We start from the raw sequence: 18513 nt of genomic DNA on the forward strand, positions 1-18513 counted from the left end.
GTATTTTTTGTGACTATAATCACCAAATATCGTATTAACCCCTCCCTTCGACTGGCTAACATCGAAAACTTATTTTATCATTCAAAAAATCAACACGGATTGACCCCGGTTGGCGTAGTGACTGCGATACTCTTAATAGTATGCTGGCGCCAATCCGCCAGGTTCTAATTTAACTATAGAGGTGAAGAATGAGACTGATCCCCCTGATAACAGCTGAACAAGTCGGTAAATGGGCTGCTCGCCACATCGTAAACCGCATCAACGCCTTCAAACCGACTGCCGATCGCCCGTTTGTTCTGGGTCTGCCTACCGGCGGTACGCCTCTGACCGCTTACAAAGCGTTGGTTGAGATGCACAAATCGGGCCAGGTCAGTTTTAAGCATGTTGTGACGTTCAACATGGACGAGTACGTTGGCCTGCCGAAAGAGCACCCGGAAAGCTATCATAGCTTCATGCACCGTAATTTCTTTGATCATGTTGATATTCCTGCGGAAAACATTAACCTGCTGAACGGCAATGCGCCAGACATCGATGCAGAATGTCGTCGTTATGAAGAAAAAATCCGCTCTTACGGTAAGATTAACCTGTTTATGGGCGGCGTCGGCAACGACGGTCATATCGCCTTCAACGAACCGGCCTCTTCTCTGGCCTCTCGTACCCGGATTAAAACCCTGACTCATGACACCCGCGTGGCAAACTCCCGCTTCTTCGACGGCGACGTCGATCTGGTGCCGAAATATGCGCTGACCGTCGGCGTGGGTACCCTGCTGGATGCCGAAGAAGTGATGATTCTGGTGCTGGGTCATCAGAAAGCGCTGGCGCTGCAGGCGGCGGTGGAAGGCAACGTCAACCATATGTGGACCATCACCTGTCTGCAGCTGCACCCGAAAGCGGTGGTGGTGTGCGACGAGCCGTCTACCATGGAACTGAAAGTGAAGACGCTGAAATACTTCAATGAATTAGAAGCTGAAAGCGTCAAAGGGCTGTAAGGTAGTCTCGTCCTGCGGCCCATCCGCGGGACATTTCATTTTTCTGATACACACGCGCCATTGAGCGCCAGCACGGTCAATAGCTTATAGACGAGTGTGTGTAAACCGGGGGTCGTAATGTATGCATTAACCGAAGGTCGGATTTATACCGGCCATGAAATTCTGGATGACCATGCGATTATCGTCGCTGATGGCCTTATCGAACGTATCTGTTCACTGGCTGATTTACCGTCTGAAATTGAGCAACGCTCGGTTAACGGCGCCATTCTGGCCCCCGGTTTTATCGACGTCCAGCTGAACGGCTGTGGCGGCGTGCAGTTTAACGACAGCCCGGATGCGGTCACCGTCGAAACGCTGGAAATTATGCAGAAGGCCAACGAGCGCTCCGGCTGTACCAGCTATCTGCCGACGCTTATCACCTCCAGCGACGAGCTGATGAAACAGGGCGTGCGCGTGATGCGCGAGTACCTGCAAAAATATCCTAACCAGGCGCTGGGTCTGCACCTCGAAGGTCCATGGCTGAACGTGGTGAAAAAAGGCACGCACAACCCGGACTACGTACGTAAACCGGATCCGGCGTTGGTCGATTTTCTGTGTGAAAACGCCGATGTGATCACCAAAGTCACCCTTGCCCCTGAGCGCGTCGGCACCGAGGTGATTCGCCAACTGGCGGACGCCGGGCTCGTGGTTTCCGCGGGCCACTCTAACGCCACGCTGAAAGAGGCCAAAATCGGCTTCCGTGCGGGCATCACTTTCGCCACCCATCTGTATAACGCGATGCCGTACATCACCGGTCGTGAGCCGGGCCTCGCGGGCGCTATTTTCGACGAGCCGGACGTTTACTGCGGTATTATCGTCGACGGTCTGCACGTCGATTATGCTAACGTGCGTAACGCGAAACGCCTGAAAGGCGACAAGCTGTGCCTCGTGACCGATGCCACCGCGCCGGCGGGGGCGGATATTGACCAGTTCATTTTTGCTGGTAAAACAATATACTACCGCAATGGACTGTGTGTAGATGAAAACGGTACCCTCAGCGGGTCTGCTCTGACCATGATTGAAGGCGTCCGTAATCTCGTCGAACATTGCGGTATCGCGCTGGACGAAGTGTTGCGTATGGCAACCCTCTACCCCGCGCGCGCGATTGGCGTGGAAAAGCAGCTCGGCAGCATTGCGCCGGGCATGGTCGCTAACCTGACCGCCTTTACCCGCGATTATAAAATCATCAAGACCATCGTTAATGGTAACGAGGTCGTCACTGAGTAAGTAAAGTATGACAGCAGGCGGACATGCTCAAATTGGTAACGTTGATCTCGTAAAACAGCTGAACAGCGCGGCCGTGTACCGGCTAATTGACCAGCACGGCCCCATCTCGCGCATTCAGATCGCGGAACAAAGCCAGCTTGCCCCTGCCAGCGTGACGAAAATCACGCGTCAACTGATAGAACGCGGGCTGATCAAAGAAGTCGATCAGCAGGCCTCCACCGGGGGCCGCCGCGCTATCTCTATTATTGCGGAAACCCGCAACTTCCACGCCATCGGCGTGCGCCTGGGGCGCTACGACGCCACCCTGACCCTGTATGATTTAAGCAGCAAGACGCTGGAAGAAGAACACTTCCCGCTGCCGGAACGCACCCAGGAAACCCTGGAACATGCGCTGCTGAATATCATTGCGGCCTTTATTGAGCGCTGCCAGCGTAAAATCCGCGAGCTTATCGCCATCTCGGTCATTCTTCCCGGGCTTGTCGACCCGGAAAGCGGCGTAATTCGCTACATGCCGCACATTCAGGTGGAAAACTGGGGGCTGGTCGGGGCGCTGGAAAAACGCTTTAAAGTCACCTGTTTTGTCGGCCACGATATCCGTAGCCTTGCGCTCGCGGAGCACTATTTCGGTGCAAGCCAGGACTGCGAAGATTCTATTCTGGTGCGCGTCCACCGCGGTACCGGCGCGGGAATTATCTCCAACGGGCGCATTTTTATCGGCCGTAACGGCAACGTCGGTGAGATTGGCCATATTCAGGTCGACCCGCTCGGCGAACGCTGTCACTGCGGCAACTTTGGCTGTCTGGAGACCGTCGCGGCGAACGCCGCCATCGAACAACGCGTGCGTCATCTGCTTGAGCAGGGCTACCCGAGTAAGTTGACCAGCGATGATTGCACGATTAAAACCATCTGCAAAGCCGCCAATAAAGGCGACGCGCTGGCCTGTGAAGTCATCGAATACGTTGGCCGCCATCTGGGCAAAACCATCGCGATTGCCATTAACCTGTTTAACCCACAGAAAGTGGTGATCGCCGGTGAGATCGTCGAAGCGGAGAAAGTGCTGTTACCGGCGATTGAAGGCTGTATTAACGCCCAGGCGTTGAAGGCGTTTCGCAAAAATCTGCCGGTGGTACGCTCCACGCTGGATCACCGTTCGGCAATTGGCGCCTTTGCGCTGGTGAAACGCGCCATGCTCAACGGTATTCTGCTCCAGCGTTTGCTGGAAAGCTAAGGTGGCTATATAGTTTCGCCTTTCTTCAACGATGTCGGACAGTCCATGACCATTCAAAACGTAATCTGTGATATTGACGGCGTGCTGATGCACGACAATGTGGCCGTGCCGGGCGCTGCTGAATTTATCAAACGTATTCTTGCAAAAGATATGCCGCTGGTGATGTTGACCAACTACCCTTCCCAGACCGGGCAGGACCTGGCAAACCGCTTCGCGACCGCCGGTATCGAGGTACCGGATAGCGCCTTTTATACCTCTGCCATGGCCACCGCTGACTTCCTGCGCCGCCAGGAAGGCAAAAAGGCCTACGTGGTCGGCGAAGGTGCGCTGATTCACGAGCTTTATAAAGCCGGCTTCACTATTACCGACGTCAATCCTGACTTTGTTATCGTCGGCGAAACCCGCTCATTTAACTGGGATATGATGCATAAAGCGGCCTTCTTCGTCGCCAACGGCGCGCGTTTTATTGCCACCAACCCGGATACCCATGGCCGCGGTTACTACCCGGCCTGCGGCGCACTGTGCGCCGGAATCGAGAAGATCTCCGGGCGCAAACCGTTTTACGTTGGCAAACCCAGCCCATGGATTATCCGGTCGGCGCTGAATAAAATGCAGGCGCACTCTGAGCAGACGGTTATCGTCGGCGATAATCTGCGTACTGATATTCTGGCCGGCTTCCAGGCTGGCCTGGAAACTATTCTGGTTCTCTCCGGCGTCTCAACGCTTGATGATATCGACAGCCTGCCGTTCCGGCCATCGTGGATCTACCCGTCCGTGGCGGAAATTGATGTTTTCTGAATAAAACCACGTCTCAGGACGTGGTTTTTCATTTACCCCCTTACTGAAAACAACTTCATTTAATAAAAACGGCCTGATACTGAATATTCATCAATAAAGACGCTCAAAACATGCTCTTTTTTTAATATTCAACAATCGTCATTGCGTTTTTTCTTACACAGGCCGTAAATCCCTTGCGCCTCACTCTCCTTTACGGCATTTTCTTACCCATGCACTGAGACTTCGTAATAAGACGAGGTCTACGCAACATCACAACACGATAGGGTAATGGAGAAGGTTATGTGTTCAATTTTCGGCGTACTGGATATTAAAACTGACGCGGTCGAACTGCGTAAAAAGGCTCTGGAGCTTTCCCGCCTGATGCGCCATCGCGGGCCAGACTGGTCCGGCGTCTATGCCAGCGATAAAGCGATTCTGGTTCATGAACGTCTGTCTATCGTCGACGTTAACGCCGGTGCCCAGCCGCTGTACAACGAACAAAAAACCCATGCGCTGGCGGTCAACGGTGAAATCTACAACCACCAGGCGCTGCGCGCCGAATACGGCGATCGCTATACCTTCCAGACCGGTTCCGACTGTGAAGTCATCCTCGCTCTGTACCAGGAAAAGGGCGTGGAATTTCTTGACGATTTGCAGGGGATGTTTGCCTTCGCCCTGTACGACAGCGAGCAGGACGCGTATCTGATCGGCCGCGACCATATCGGGATTATTCCTCTGTATATGGGCCATGACGAGCACGGCAACTTCTACGTCGCCTCGGAAATGAAGGCCCTGGTTCCGGTGTGCCGCACCATTAAAGAGTTCCCGGCCGGCAGCTACCTGTGGAGCAAAGACGGTGAAATCCGTCAGTACTATCAGCGCGACTGGTTTGACTATGACGCGGTTAAAGACAACGTCACGGATAAAAACGAGCTGCGCCAGGCGCTGGAAGAGTCGGTCAAAAGCCACCTGATGTCCGACGTGCCTTACGGCGTGCTGCTTTCCGGCGGCCTTGACTCGTCGATTATCTCTGCCATCACCAAAAAATTCGCCGCTCGCCGCGTTGAAGATCAGGAGCGCAGCGAAGCCTGGTGGCCGCAGCTGCACTCGTTCGCCGTCGGTCTGCAGGGCTCGCCGGATCTGAAGGCGGCGCAGGAAGTGGCAAACCATCTGGGTACCGTGCACCACGAGATCCACTTCACCGTGCAGGAAGGCCTCGATGCCATCCGTGACGTTATCTATCACATTGAAACTTACGACGTGACCACCATCCGCGCCTCCACGCCGATGTATTTGATGTCACGTAAAATCAAAGCGATGGGCATCAAGATGGTGCTGTCAGGCGAAGGGTCTGATGAAGTGTTCGGCGGTTATCTCTATTTCCACAAAGCGCCGAACGCCAAAGAGCTGCATGAAGAGACCGTGCGTAAACTACAGGCGCTGCACATGTTTGACTGCGCCCGCGCCAACAAAGCGATGTCGGCCTGGGGCGTGGAAGCGCGCGTACCGTTCCTCGATAAGCAGTTCCTCGACGTCGCGATGCGCATTAACCCGCAGGACAAGATGTGCGGCAACGGCAAAATGGAAAAACATATTCTGCGCGAATGTTTTGAATCCTACCTGCCGGCCAGCGTCGCATGGCGCCAGAAAGAGCAGTTCTCTGATGGGGTGGGCTACAGCTGGATTGATACCCTCAAAGAGGTGGCGGCAAAACAGGTCTCCGACCAGCAGTTGGAAACCGCCAGCTTCCGTTTCCCGTACAACACGCCGTCTTCTAAAGAAGCGTATCTGTACCGCGAAATCTTTGAAGAACTGTTCCCGCTTCCGAGCGCGGCGGAGTGTGTGCCAGGCGGCCCGTCCGTTGCCTGTTCTTCCGCCAAAGCGATTGAATGGGATGAAACGTTCAAAACCATGAACGATCCGTCAGGACGCGCCGTTGGCGTACACCAGTCCGCTTATAAATAAATGTTTTGCACCATCAACGGGCCCTGCGGGGCCCGTTTTTTTATTGCTTTATTTGCCGCTGAAAAGCGATAAATAACCAATAATTGCCGATTATTGCATCACGCTGTTCGCAACCTAACCAAACAGTCACATTCCAGCGATTTTCCTTGAAAAAGGGGTTGACGCTCGCAGGCCCAATACGCATAATGCGCCCCGCAACGCCGATAAGGTAACGCGAAAAAAAGATGGCTACGTAGCTCAGCTGGTTAGAGCACATCACTCATAATGATGGGGTCACAGGTTCAAATCCCGTCGTAGCCACCATCTTTTTTTGCGGGAGTGGCGAAATTGGTAGACGCACCAGATTTAGGTTCTGGCGCCGCAAGGTGTGCGAGTTCAAGTCTCGCCTCCCGCACCATTCACCCAAAGCGTTGCGCGGATGGGGTATATCCAGGCTGTAAGATGGTCATCAAGGCTGCCGTAATAAGTTTGTAGATAACCTCTTCTGAAAGTAAAAGATTTTTTTGTTGGGGTATCGCCAAGCGGTAAGGCACCGGTTTTTGATACCGGCATTCCCTGGTTCGAATCCAGGTACCCCAGCCATTTTCTTCGATGTTTGCGGTTCACCGCGACGGTTATTGGGGTATCGCCAAGCGGTAAGGCACCGGTTTTTGATACCGGCATTCCCTGGTTCGAATCCAGGTACCCCAGCCATCGAAGAATATGATAAAATTGGCTACGTAGCTCAGCTGGTTAGAGCACATCACTCATAATGATGGGGTCACAGGTTCGAATCCCGTCGTAGCCACCATATAAAGGGCTTATTGATTCATTTCGATAAATCCAGAAAGAATTGTTGGGGTATCGCCAAGCGGTAAGGCACCGGATTCTGATTCCGGCATTCCGAGGTTCGAATCCTCGTACCCCAGCCAATTTAAAAAAGTCGTTCACACTGTGGACGCACCCGTTGGGGTATCGCCAAGCGGTAAGGCTCTGGTTTCTGATACCAGCATTCCGAGGTTCGAATCCTCGTACCCCAGCCATTTAATAGCAAAAAAGCTCGCTTCGGCGAGCTTTTTTGTTTTCTACGGGCGAGCGTATCGTCCCGGTTGCGCTCCCGGCTAAGCCAGCCGGGAAGCGCGGATTACAATCCTAACGCGTACTTCAGGGCCTGACGCTTTAAAACGCCGGCATGAGCCGCCGCCATTAAGCCGATATTGCGCAGCACGCGCACCGGCGCCAGATCGTTACTGAACCCGGCATAAAACAGATCCATTCCCGACTGCATTATAAAATTGTCCGCTCTGCGGCGCGCCTGATAGCGTTTGAGCACCGCCAGGCTGGCCCAGGTTTCGCCATGACTTTTCGCCTCAGCCAGAATATCCAACAGCGCATCAACGTCACGATAGCCAAGGTTAACCCCCTGCCCCGCCAGCGGATGAATGGTATGCGCGGCATCGCCCACCAGCGCCAGCCCCGGTTGCACATACTGCAACGCATGGCGACGGGTCAGCGGAAACGCGCCGGCGCTGAGCGGCGTAACCTTACCCAGACGGGAGGGGAAATGATGGGCGATCTCGCGCTCCAGCTGCGGCATGCTCATCCCCTGCAGCTGACGAATACGGGCCGGCGTGTCGTACCACACCAGCGAAGCCCAGTTGTCGAACAGCGGCAGAAACGCGCGCGGTCCTGAGGGCGTGAACTGCTGCCAGGTACTCTCGCCGGGAGAGCCCGCGCACTGCACGCCGATCAACATGCAGGATTGCTGATACTGCCAGGCATGAACGCCAATGCCGGCCAGCTGGCGCACCTGCGAGTTTGCGCCATCGGCGCCGATAACCAGCCGGGCGCAGCACTCACCGCCGTCGCTCAGGCGCAGCGTGGAGTGCGTCGGCTCCCGACACATCGTTTGTAACGAGGCGCCAACCTGCAGCGTGACGGCCTCATGCGCCGCCAGCGCCTGCCATAGCGCCAGCTGCAGGACATGGTTTTCTACCATGTAACCCAGTTCCGGCAGCTTCAGCTCAGCGGCGTCAAAGGTCACATGCGCATCCTCCCACTCCCAGGTCTCCAGCCGACGGTAGGGATGCGCGCGCATCGCCCGTACCGCCTCCCAGACGCCGAGGCTCTGCAGCAGCGCCACCGAAGAGGCGCTGATTGCCGAAATCCGCACGTCCGGCGGCGCCGACGCATCAAATGCCGGCGGTGCCGATGGTTCAATAACCGTCACCGTAAAACCGTGTTGCGCCAGCCCCAGCGCCAGGGCTCCGCCAACCATTCCGCCACCTACAATGGCGACATCTGTTGCATGAATTGTCATGGCCGTTATCCTTAAACCCGAATCCGTTAAGTTTACCGGATTTTTCTCCGCCTTGCGGGGATAACGCTCGCACTGGTCAGGGCGCAACCAAAGCATTACAATACGCGCCCTGCAATCCTGGCTTTATACCCGTCGACCTTCACATTGCAGATTCATTCCCGGTGAAGAAAATGACTTTGGGTATATATACTTAAGCATGAGCAAGTCGATGACAAAAAAACTCCATATTAAAACCTGGGGCTGTCAGATGAACGAATACGATTCATCAAAGATGGCCGATCTGCTGGATGCCACGCACGGATATCAACTGACCGAAGTGGCTGAGGAAGCGGATGTGCTGCTGCTCAATACCTGCTCAATCCGTGAGAAGGCACAGGAAAAAGTTTTCCATCAGTTAGGCCGTTGGAAGCTACTGAAAGAGAAGAACCCCGATCTGATTATCGGCGTCGGCGGTTGTGTCGCCTCTCAGGAAGGGCACCATATCCGTCAACGCGCCCACTATGTCGATATTATTTTCGGGCCGCAGACGCTGCATCGTCTGCCGGAAATGATCAATTCAGTGCGCGGCAACCGCAGCCCGGTGGTGGATGTCAGCTTCCCGGAAATCGAAAAATTCGACCGTCTGCCGGAACCGCGCGCCGAAGGCCCGACGGCTTTCGTCTCGATTATGGAAGGCTGCAACAAATACTGCACTTACTGCGTGGTGCCCTATACCCGTGGCGAAGAAGTCAGCCGTCCCTGCGACGATATTCTGTTTGAAATTGCTCAGCTGGCGGCCCAGGGCGTACGTGAAGTCAACCTGCTGGGGCAGAACGTGAATGCCTGGCGCGGCGAGAACTACGACGGAACGACCGGCAGTTTCGCCGACCTGCTGCGTCTGGTGGCGGCGATCGACGGTATTGACCGTATTCGCTTTACCACCAGCCACCCGATTGAGTTCACCGACGACATCATTGATGTCTATCGCGACACCCCGGAGCTGGTGAGCTTCCTGCACTTACCGGTGCAGAGCGGTTCCGACCGGGTGCTGAACCTGATGGGGCGTACCCACACGGCGCTGGAATACAAAGCGATTATCCGCAAGCTGTATGAAGCGCGCCCGAATATCCAGATTAGCTCCGATTTTATCGTCGGCTTCCCTGGTGAAACCAACGAAGATTTCGAAAAGACCATGAAGCTGATTGCCGATGTCAATCTCGACATGAGCTACAGCTTTATCTTCTCCGCGCGTCCCGGCACCCCGGCGGCGGATATGGTCGATGACGTCCCGGAAAAGGACAAGAAGCAACGCCTGTATATTTTGCAGGAGCGCATCAACCAGCAGGCTATGGCCTGGAGCCGCCGCATGCTCGGCACCACCCAGCGCATTCTGGTCGAGGGCACCTCGCGCAAAAACATCATGGAGCTTTCCGGGCGCACCGAGAACAACCGGGTAGTCAACTTCGAAGGCACCCCGGATATGGTCGGTAAGTTTGTCGATGTCGAAATCGTTGACGTCTACACCAACTCGCTGCGCGGTAAAATTGTGCGCACCGAAGAGGAGATGGGGCTGCGTATCGCGGAATCTCCGGAATCGGTCATCGCGCGCACCCGCAAAGAAAACGACCTCGGCGTAGGGACTTATCAGCCGTGATCCACTCTGGCCTGCCGACCCCGGCAGGCCTTGTATTTCCCCTCCCTGGCCCAATATTCATAGCAATGCTTGCGCCATATTCCGATGACGTGAATAATTTCCTTACTGGCCGGAGACGTTTGCTGTCCGGCAAAACGCGTAAAGAGGAACAGCTTGAACATAGAAACCCGTGAAATTACCCTGGAGCCAGCGGATAACGCACGCCTGCTGGGGCTGTGTGGCCCGTTTGACGACAACATCAAACAGCTGGAGCGCCGATTGGGCATCGAAATCAATCGCCGTGACAATCACTTTAAACTGACCGGGCGCATGATATGCGTGAACGCGGCGGCAGATATTCTGCGCAGCCTGTACGTCGATACCGCGCCAATGCGCGGACAGATTCAGGACATTGAGCCGGAACAGATCCATCTGGCTATCAAAGAAGCTCGCGTGCTGGAACAGAGCGCCGAGAGCGTGCCGGAGTACGGCAAAGCCGTCAATATCAAGACCCGACGCGGCGTCATCAAGCCCCGTACGCCAAACCAGGCGCAGTACATCGCCAATATCCTCGACCATGATATTACCTTCGGCGTCGGCCCGGCCGGGACCGGGAAAACCTATCTGGCGGTTGCCGCGGCGGTAGACGCGCTCGAACGCCAGGACGTACGTCGTATTCTGCTGACCCGCCCCGCCGTTGAAGCCGGGGAAAAACTGGGCTTCCTGCCCGGCGATCTGAGTCAGAAAGTCGATCCGTACCTGCGCCCGCTGTACGATGCGCTGTTCGAAATGCTCGGCTTCGAGAAGGTCGAAAAACTGATTGAGCGCAACGTTATCGAAGTCGCGCCGCTGGCCTATATGCGCGGCCGTACGCTGAACGATGCCTTTATTATTCTTGATGAGAGCCAGAACACCACCATCGAACAGATGAAAATGTTCCTGACCCGTATCGGCTTTAATTCGAAGGCGGTGATCACCGGCGACGTTACCCAGATTGACCTGCCGCGCAGCACCAAATCCGGCCTGCGCCATGCCATTGAGGTGCTGGCAGAGGTCGATGAAATCAGCTTCAATTTCTTCCATAGCGAAGACGTGGTGCGTCACCCGGTGGTGGCCCGTATCGTTAATGCGTATGAAGCATGGGAAGAGGCTGACCAAAAACGTAAAGCAGACCTGGCCGCCGAGCGCAAACGCGAAGCCCAGGAACAGGAGCAGAAATGAGTCAGGTTATTCTCGATTTACAGCTGGCTTGCGAAGATAACGGCGGTTTGCCGGATGAAGCTCAGTTTCAACGCTGGGTCGATGCCGTCATTCCCCAGTTCCAGGAGGAGTCGGAAGTGACCGTCCGCCTGGTCGACGAAGCCGAAAGCCACGAGCTGAATCTGACCTATCGCGGCAAGGATAAGCCGACCAACGTGCTGTCATTCCCCTTCGAAGCGCCGCCGGGGATCGAGCTGCCGCTGCTTGGCGATCTGATTATCTGCCGTCAGGTCGTTGAGCAGGAGGCCGCAGAGCAGGGTAAACCGCTGGAAGCGCACTGGGCGCATATGGTGATTCACGGCAGTCTGCACCTGCTGGGCTACGACCATATCATTGATGAAGAAGCGGAAGAGATGGAAGGCATCGAAACAGAGATAATGCTTGCTCTGGGCTATGAGGATCCGTACATTGCCGAGAAGGAATAGCCTGCCGCCGGTTTAACCGGCGGCGCGCGCCCATGCCGTCCGGCGCTGAACATACGCGCGACGAGCGACAAATTAACTGACATGAGAACCCACACGACGCCATGAGCGACGACAATTCACACAGTAGTGACACAGTAAACAGCAAAAAGGGATTCTTCTCCCTGTTACTCAGCCAGCTTTTTCACGGAGAACCGAAAAACCGCGATGAACTGCTGGCGCTGATCCGTGATTCCGGGCAAAACGACCTTATCGACGAAGATACCCGCGATATGCTCGAAGGGGTCATGGATATCGCTGACCAGCGCGTCCGCGATATTATGATCCCCCGCTCGCAGATGATTACCCTGAAACGCAACCAGACGCTGGACGAGTGCCTCGATGTGATCATCGAATCCGCCCACTCGCGTTTCCCGGTCATCAGCGAAGATAAAGATCACATTGAAGGGATTCTGATGGCCAAAGATTTGCTGCCGTTTATGCGCAGCGACTCCGACGCTTTCAGCATGGAAAAAGTGTTACGCCCGGCGGTTGTCGTGCCTGAAAGCAAGCGGGTGGACCGCATGCTGAAAGAGTTCCGCTCCCAGCGTTATCATATGGCTATCGTGATTGATGAGTTCGGCGGCGTCTCTGGTCTGGTGACCATTGAAGACATCCTCGAACTTATCGTCGGCGAGATCGAAGACGAATACGATGAAGAAGAAGATATCGATTTTCGTCAGCTGAGCCGCCATACCTGGACGGTACGCGCCCTGGCCTCCATTGAAGACTTCAACGAAGCCTTTGGCACCCACTTCAGCGATGAAGAAGTGGATACCATTGGCGGGCTGGTGATGCAGGCCTTTGGCCATCTGCCGGCGCGCGGGGAGTCGATCGACATCGATGGTTACCAATTCAAGGTCGCCATGGCGGATAGCCGACGTATCATCCAGGTTCATGTCAAACTTCCTGACGACGCACCGCAGCCGAAGCTGGAAGATTAATTACACGGGACGATTAGCCTAAATGGTATTTGCCTCACTTATCGAACGCCAGCGCGTACGCCTGCTGCTGGCGCTATTATTCGGAGCCAGCGGAACGCTGGCTTTTTCTCCTTATGATATCTGGCCGGCGGCGATTATTTCGTTAATCGGCCTGCAGGGATTAACCCTTAATCGTCGTCCGTTGTCAGGCGCCTGGATTGGCTTTTTCTGGGGGATGGGGCTATTCGGTTCCGGCGTCAACTGGGTCTACGTCAGTATCGCGCAGTTTGGCGGCATGCCGGGCCCGGTCAACGTGTTCCTCGTGGTGCTGCTGGCGGCGTATATGTCGCTGTATACCGGGCTGTTCGCCGGCCTGCTTTCGCGTTTATGGCCGCAAACCAGCTGGGTTCGCGTCGCTATCGCCGCCCCGGTCGTCTGGCAGATAACCGAGTTCCTGCGCGGTTGGATCCTGACCGGCTTCCCGTGGCTGCAGTTTGGCTACAGCCAGATTGACGGCCCGCTGAAAGGGCTCGCGCCGGTAATGGGGGTTGAAGCCATTAACTTCCTGTTGATGATGGTCAGCGGCCTGCTGGTGCTGGCCCTCGTGCAACGTCGCTGGAAACCGCTGATCGCCGCCGCGGTGCTGTTCACCCTGCCCTTCCCGCTGCGCGACATCCAGTGGTATCAGCTGCAGCCGCAACGTGCGACCCAGGTATCGCTGGTACAGGGAGATATTCCCCAGGCGCTGAAATGGGATGAAAATCAGCTGGTCAATACGCTGAAGACCTATCTGGAGCTGACTCAGCCGCATATGGGAACATCCCAGCTGATCGTCTGGCCGGAATCGGCGATCCCGGATCTGGAAATCAACCAACAGCATTTCCTGAGCATGATGGACGATCTGCTGCGGGCGAAAAACAGTTCGCTGATTACCGGCATCGTCGACGCCCGCCTTAACCAGAAGAACCGTTACGACACCTACAACACCATCATCACCCTCGGTAAAGACAATCCTTATAGCTACGACTCCAAAGATCGCTACAACAAGAATCATCTGGTGCCGTTCGGTGAATTCGTGCCGCTGGAGTCCATTCTGCGCCCGCTGGCGCCGTTCTTCGACTTACCGATGTCCTCCTTCAGCCGCGGTCCGTACGTGCAGCCGCAGCTGATGGCGCATAATATGAAGCTGACGGCGGCGATCTGCTACGAAATTATTCTCGGCGAGCAGGTGCGGGATAACTTCCGTCCGGATACCGACTACCTGCTGACCATCTCAAACGATGCCTGGTTTGGTAAGTCGATCGGTCCGTGGCAGCACTTCCAGATGGCGCGGATGCGAGCGCTGGAACTGGCCCGGCCGCTGCTGCGCAGCACCAATAACGGTATTACCGCCGTCATCGGCCCACGCGGCGAAATTCAGGACATGATCCCGCAGTTCACCCGCGCGGTGCTGACCACCAAAGTCACCCCGACCACCGGCCTGACGCCGTACGCGCGTACCGGTAACTGGCCGCTGTGGGCGTTGACCGCGCTGTTTGCTTTTGGCGCACTGGTGATGAGCCTGCGTCAGCGCCGCCGCTAAGCCTTTTCTTTCTGCGGATTGACCTCCGCTCTGCCCCGGCGGACGCCTGTCGCCGGGGTCACCTCCCCCCGTTCACCCCAAACTGGCACGACCATTGCTTAATATACTCAGGTAGCGATGCCATCCCGTCCGGGTATAACCCGGTTGCACCGACACGGAACGGGTGACGCTCCACTTTGGTGCAATGAACGATTTTTGCCTTTAAATGGTGCGGAGTAGTTCGCAAAAATAAACAATATAACAGCAAAATCTTTACATTAAGCCAAACTAAATGCTAACAAACACATACAAATGCTGCACGTATATATGGCAGCCATAATAACGCACACACACATTCACAATGGGTATCAATAGCGTCAGTGACGCTGCGGATAAGGAGTTGGATATGCAATTACGTAAACTGGCTACAGCAATGCTGGTTATGGGTATGACCGCCGGTCTGGCGCATGCGGAAGATGCCGCCCCGGCAGCAGGCAGCACCCTGGACAAAATCGCCAAAAACGGCGTGATCGTCGTGGGTCACCGCGAATCCTCCGTACCGTTCTCTTACTACGACAATCAGCAAAAAGTGGTCGGTTACTCCCAGGACTACTCCAACGCTATCGTTGATGCCATCAAGAAGAAGCTGAATAAACCTGACCTGCAGGTCAAACTGGTTCCGGTCACTTCGCAAAACCGTATTCCGCTGCTGCAAAACGGTACCTATGACTTTGAGTGCGGCTCCACCACCAATAACCTCGAGCGTCAGCAGCAAGCGGCTTTCTCCGATACTATTTTCATCGTCGGTACCCGCCTGCTGGCGAAGAAAGGCGGTGCGATTAAAGACTTCCCGGATCTGAAAGATAAAGCGGTGGTCGTCACTTCCGGCACCACCTCGGAAATTCTGCTGCATAAGCTGAACGACGAGAAGAAAATGAACATGCGTATTATCAGCGCGAAAGACCACGGCGACTCCTTCCGTACTCTGGAGAGCGGCCGCGCGGTGGCCTTTATGATGGATGATGCGCTGCTGGCCGGCGAACGCGCGAAAGCGAAGAAACCGGATAACTGGGAAATCATCGGTACGCCGCAGTCGAAAGAGGCCTACGGCTGTATGCTGCGTAAAGATGACCCGCAGTTTAAAGCCCTGGTAGATGAGACCGTCGCCCAGGCCCAGACCTCCGGCGAAGCCGCGAAATGGTTCGATAAGTGGTTCAAAAACCCGATTCCGCCGAAAAACCTGAATATGAACTTCGAACTCTCTGACGACATGAAGGCGCTGTTCAAATCACCTAACGACAAAGCTCTTAACTAATTAAAAAAACAAGGGGCGGGAAATCCTGCCCTCCCGATCGTTGTGATAGCACGGACAGACTATACGGTGGCTGGTCGTTCCCCAGCCGCCGCGAATACCGAAACAGGCTGAACAATGATCTTCGAGGGTAGCGCTGCTACCCTTTTTTTTCCAGGAGTCATTTATGTCAATAGACTGGAACTGGGGTATTTTCCTGCAACAGGCCCCGTTCGGCAACACTACCTATCTGGGCTGGCTATGGAGCGGCTTTCAGGTCACCGTCGCCCTGTCGGTCACCGCCTGGATTATCGCTTTCTTCGTTGGTTCACTGTTTGGCATTTTGCGTACCGCCCCCAATCGCTGGCTATCGGGCATCGGTACCTGCTACGTCGAACTGTTCCGTAACGTCCCGCTGATCGTTCAGTTCTTTACCTGGTATCTGGTGGTGCCGGAACTTCTGCCGGAAAACCTCGGCATGTGGTTCAAGTCCGAGCTGGATCCCAATATTCAGTTCTTTCTCTCTTCGATGATGTGTCTGGGCCTGTTTACCGCGGCGCGCGTATGCGAACAGGTTCGCGCCGCCATTCAGTCGCTGCCGCGCGGACAGAAAAACGCCGGGCTGGCGATGGGCCTGACGCTGCCGCAGACCTATCGTTACGTGCTGCTGCCCAACGCCTATCGCGTGATTGTGCCGCCGATGACTTCCGAAATGATGAACCTGGTGAAAAACTCGGCCATCGCATCGACCATCGGGCTGGCCGATATGGCGGCGCAGGCGGGCAAGCTGCTGGATTACTCGGCCCACGCCTGGGAATCCTTTACGGCGATTACCCTTGCCTACGTGTTTATTAATGCGGTGATTATGCTGGTGATGTATGTGGTTGAACGCAAGGTCCGCCTGCCGGGCAATATGGGGGGCAAATAATCATGTACGATTTTGACTGGAGTTCCATCGTTCCTTCCATGCCCTACCTGCTGGCCGGGCTGGTTATCACCCTGAAAATCACCGTGACCGCCATTATTATCGGTATCGTCTGGGGGACGCTGCTGGCGGTTATGCGCCTGTCGAGCTTCCTGCCGCTGGCGTGGTTTGCCAGGACTTACGTCAACGTGTTCCGCTCCATCCCGCTGGTTATGGTGCTGCTGTGGTTTTATCTGATTGTCCCCGGCTTTCTGCAGAACGTGCTGGGCCTGTCGCCAAAGAGCGATATCCGGCTGATTTCAGCCATGGTGGCCTTCTCGATGTTTGAAGCGGCCTACTATTCGGAAATTATCCGCGCCGGTATTCAGAGTATTTCCCGCGGCCAGTCCAGCGCCGCGCTGGCGCTGGGGATGACCCACTGGCAATCCATGAAGCTGATTATTTTGCCGCAGGCGTTTCGCGCCATGGTCCCGCTACTGCTCACTCAGGGCATCGTACTGTTTCAGGATACCTCGCTGGTCTACGTCCTGAGCCTGGCCGACTTCTTCCGTACCGCCTCCACCATCGGCGAGCGTGACGGAACCCAGGTCGAGATGATCCTGTTCGCAGGCGCCGTTTATTTTGTTATTAGTCTCAGCGCATCGCTGTTGGTCAGCTGGTTGAAGAAAAGGACTGTGTAATGATTACCCTGAAAAACGTTTCAAAATGGTATGGTCACTTTCAGGTGCTGACCGACTGCTCCACGGAAGTGAAAAAAGGTGAAGTGGTGGTGGTTTGCGGGCCTTCTGGCTCCGGGAAATCGACTCTGATTAAAACCGTTAACGGGCTGGAGCCGATCCAACAGGGCGAGATCACCGTTGACGGCACCCAGGTGAACGATAAAAAAACCAACCTCGCCAAACTGCGCTCCCGCGTGGGGATGGTGTTCCAGCACTTTGAACTGTTTCCACACCTGTCGATTATCGACAACCTGACGCTGGCGCAGGTGAAAGTGCTCAACCGCGATAAAGCCGCTTCCCGTGCCAAGGGCCTGAAGCTGCTGGAGCGCGTGGGCCTCTCCGCCCATGCAGAAAAATACCCGGCGCAGCTCTCCGGCGGCCAGCAGCAGCGTGTGGCCATCGCCCGGGCGCTATGTATGGATCCGATTGCCATGTTGTTTGACGAACCGACGTCAGCGCTGGATCCGGAGATGATCAACGAAGTGCTGGATGTCATGGTCGAGCTGGCGAATGAAGGGATGACGATGATGGTGGTCACCCACGAGATGGGCTTTGCCCGTAAGGTGGCCAACCGGGTAATCTTTATGGATGAGGGGAAGATTGTCGAAGACGCCGACAAGGAAGCGTTCTTCGCCAACCCGCAATCCGAACGCGCAAAAGATTTCCTCGCCAAAATCCTGCATTAATCCTGCGGCGCGCGCCGTTCGGTGCGCGCCCGCTCCCCTTCCCCGCGGCGATCGACCTCGCTCATCAGGGTTCAAAAGGACGACGCTGGAACTGATCGTGGCCGCATTTCGGGCAGCGCGGCAGCACGTCCGGGGTATAGACCGCCAGATGAAAATGACAGTGCTCGCATACCAGATTCCCCAGCCCCACCACTTCCCCACTGTGGTACACCCCGTGATGGTTAAGATCCTGGAACACCTCGCGCCATTCCAGCTGGGTTTTATCGGTAATATCCGCCAGCTCCTGCCACAGACTTTCCTTTATCACGCGCATAAATACGCTGTCCGACAGCTCATCCTGACTCTCTTCATAGCTGCGCGCGAACTCTTCGAGATCGCGTCTGACCGCGGTGGTCAGCGACTCCACTTCGCGCTGCGTTAACTCACCGGAGTGGCTCATTTTCACCCGCGCCTGCTCCACCAGAGTGTCAATATCGCGCTCTCCATTGCGTAGCCGTTCACTGAGCGTCGACACCAGTTCACGGTAGAATTGAGCAACCTTGTTCATCATT

At 55.5% G+C, this 18513-nt stretch carries 16 protein-coding genes and 7 tRNA genes; 21 read left to right on the forward strand and 2 right to left on the reverse strand.

Annotation, left to right across the window (positions count from 1 at the left end; all coding sequences use genetic code 11):
* Positions 1 to 188: 188 nt before the first annotated feature.
* The 12 genes from nagB to ACI2JR_RS09045 all read left to right on the forward strand — a co-directional run bounded on the left by nagB (position 189) and on the right by ACI2JR_RS09045 (position 7247).
* On the forward strand, positions 189 to 989 hold the full coding sequence (gene nagB / locus ACI2JR_RS08990; RefSeq protein WP_132728942.1) for a glucosamine-6-phosphate deaminase: 801 nt from the start codon (positions 189 to 191) through the stop codon (positions 987 to 989).
* A gap of 117 nt (positions 990 to 1106) precedes the next feature.
* Positions 1107 to 2255, forward strand: coding sequence for an N-acetylglucosamine-6-phosphate deacetylase (gene nagA, locus ACI2JR_RS08995; RefSeq protein ID WP_462478372.1), 1149 nt, complete (start codon positions 1107 to 1109; stop codon positions 2253 to 2255).
* A gap of 7 nt (positions 2256 to 2262) precedes the next feature.
* Positions 2263 to 3483 (forward strand): DNA-binding transcriptional regulator NagC, encoded by a 1221-nt coding sequence (locus ACI2JR_RS09000; RefSeq protein ID WP_132728938.1) that lies wholly within the window; start codon positions 2263 to 2265, stop codon positions 3481 to 3483.
* A gap of 45 nt (positions 3484 to 3528) precedes the next feature.
* Positions 3529 to 4281: an HAD-IIA family hydrolase gene (locus ACI2JR_RS09005; protein ID WP_132728936.1), complete on the forward strand. Its 753-nt coding sequence runs from the start codon at positions 3529 to 3531 to the stop codon at positions 4279 to 4281.
* A 279-nt stretch (positions 4282 to 4560) separates the two neighbouring features.
* Complete coding sequence (gene asnB / locus ACI2JR_RS09010; RefSeq protein WP_132728934.1) at positions 4561 to 6225, forward strand: asparagine synthase B; 1665 nt, start codon at positions 4561 to 4563, stop codon at positions 6223 to 6225.
* A gap of 226 nt (positions 6226 to 6451) precedes the next feature.
* Positions 6452 to 6528: transfer RNA gene (locus ACI2JR_RS09015), tRNA-Met, on the forward strand.
* Positions 6529 to 6537: 9 nt separating this feature from the next.
* A tRNA-Leu gene (locus tag ACI2JR_RS09020) sits at positions 6538 to 6622 on the forward strand.
* Between the two features lie 110 nt (positions 6623 to 6732).
* Positions 6733 to 6807: transfer RNA gene (locus ACI2JR_RS09025), tRNA-Gln, on the forward strand.
* Between the two features lie 36 nt (positions 6808 to 6843).
* Positions 6844 to 6918: transfer RNA gene (locus ACI2JR_RS09030), tRNA-Gln, on the forward strand.
* 20 nt (positions 6919 to 6938) lie between these two features.
* Positions 6939 to 7015: transfer RNA gene (locus ACI2JR_RS09035), tRNA-Met, on the forward strand.
* 46 nt (positions 7016 to 7061) lie between these two features.
* Positions 7062 to 7136, forward strand: a tRNA-Gln gene (locus ACI2JR_RS09040).
* A gap of 36 nt (positions 7137 to 7172) precedes the next feature.
* Positions 7173 to 7247 (forward strand) — tRNA-Gln (locus ACI2JR_RS09045).
* A gap of 101 nt (positions 7248 to 7348) precedes the next feature.
* On the opposite strand, the gene ubiF is transcribed toward ACI2JR_RS09045, so the two are convergent.
* Positions 7349 to 8524 (reverse strand): 3-demethoxyubiquinol 3-hydroxylase, encoded by a 1176-nt coding sequence (ubiF, locus tag ACI2JR_RS09050; protein WP_462478373.1) that lies wholly within the window; start codon positions 8522 to 8524, stop codon positions 7349 to 7351.
* Positions 8525 to 8732: 208 nt separating this feature from the next.
* On the opposite strand from ubiF, the gene miaB reads away from it, so the two are divergent.
* The 9 genes from miaB (at position 8733) to ACI2JR_RS09095 (ending at position 17962) form a co-directional block, all read left to right on the forward strand.
* Positions 8733 to 10157, forward strand: coding sequence for a tRNA (N6-isopentenyl adenosine(37)-C2)-methylthiotransferase MiaB (gene miaB / locus ACI2JR_RS09055; RefSeq protein ID WP_132728930.1), 1425 nt, complete (start codon positions 8733 to 8735; stop codon positions 10155 to 10157).
* A 153-nt stretch (positions 10158 to 10310) separates the two neighbouring features.
* Positions 10311 to 11357, forward strand: a complete 1047-nt coding sequence (locus tag ACI2JR_RS09060; RefSeq protein ID WP_462478374.1) for a PhoH family protein — start codon at positions 10311 to 10313, stop codon at positions 11355 to 11357.
* Positions 11354 to 11821 carry an rRNA maturation RNase YbeY gene (gene ybeY / locus ACI2JR_RS09065; protein ID WP_132728926.1) on the forward strand — a complete coding sequence of 156 codons (468 nt, stop codon included), beginning with the start codon at positions 11354 to 11356 and terminating at the stop codon, positions 11819 to 11821. Before ACI2JR_RS09060 ends, ybeY begins: the two co-directional genes overlap by 4 nt.
* A gap of 101 nt (positions 11822 to 11922) precedes the next feature.
* Complete coding sequence (gene corC / locus ACI2JR_RS09070; protein ID WP_132728924.1) at positions 11923 to 12801, forward strand: CNNM family magnesium/cobalt transport protein CorC; 879 nt, start codon at positions 11923 to 11925, stop codon at positions 12799 to 12801.
* Positions 12802 to 12823: 22 nt separating this feature from the next.
* Positions 12824 to 14362: an apolipoprotein N-acyltransferase gene (gene lnt, locus ACI2JR_RS09075; protein WP_132728922.1), complete on the forward strand. Its 1539-nt coding sequence runs from the start codon at positions 12824 to 12826 to the stop codon at positions 14360 to 14362.
* 385 nt (positions 14363 to 14747) lie between these two features.
* The gene (locus ACI2JR_RS09080) at positions 14748 to 15656 is read left to right on the forward strand and encodes an amino acid ABC transporter substrate-binding protein (RefSeq protein WP_132728918.1); all 909 of its coding nucleotides are present in this window, start codon (positions 14748 to 14750) and stop codon (positions 15654 to 15656) included.
* A gap of 163 nt (positions 15657 to 15819) precedes the next feature.
* On the forward strand, positions 15820 to 16560 hold the full coding sequence (locus ACI2JR_RS09085) for an amino acid ABC transporter permease (RefSeq protein ID WP_132728916.1): 741 nt from the start codon (positions 15820 to 15822) through the stop codon (positions 16558 to 16560).
* A 2-nt stretch (positions 16561 to 16562) separates the two neighbouring features.
* Positions 16563 to 17237 carry a glutamate/aspartate ABC transporter permease GltK gene (gene gltK / locus ACI2JR_RS09090; RefSeq protein WP_132728914.1) on the forward strand — a complete coding sequence of 225 codons (675 nt, stop codon included), beginning with the start codon at positions 16563 to 16565 and terminating at the stop codon, positions 17235 to 17237.
* A complete protein-coding gene (locus tag ACI2JR_RS09095; protein ID WP_045854468.1) occupies positions 17237 to 17962 on the forward strand; it encodes an amino acid ABC transporter ATP-binding protein in 726 nt (241 codons plus the stop codon). The genes gltK and ACI2JR_RS09095 overlap by 1 nt, the downstream gene beginning before the upstream one ends.
* Before the next feature lie 64 nt (positions 17963 to 18026).
* Here ACI2JR_RS09095 and ACI2JR_RS09100 read toward each other — a convergent pair whose 3' ends face one another.
* Positions 18027 to 18509, reverse strand: coding sequence for a zinc ribbon-containing protein (locus tag ACI2JR_RS09100; RefSeq protein ID WP_132729037.1), 483 nt, complete (start codon positions 18507 to 18509; stop codon positions 18027 to 18029).
* Positions 18510 to 18513: the final 4 nt, after the last annotated feature.

Source organism: Klebsiella sp. NPDC088457, assembly GCF_044900465.1.
Taxonomy (GTDB): domain Bacteria; phylum Pseudomonadota; class Gammaproteobacteria; order Enterobacterales; family Enterobacteriaceae; genus Klebsiella.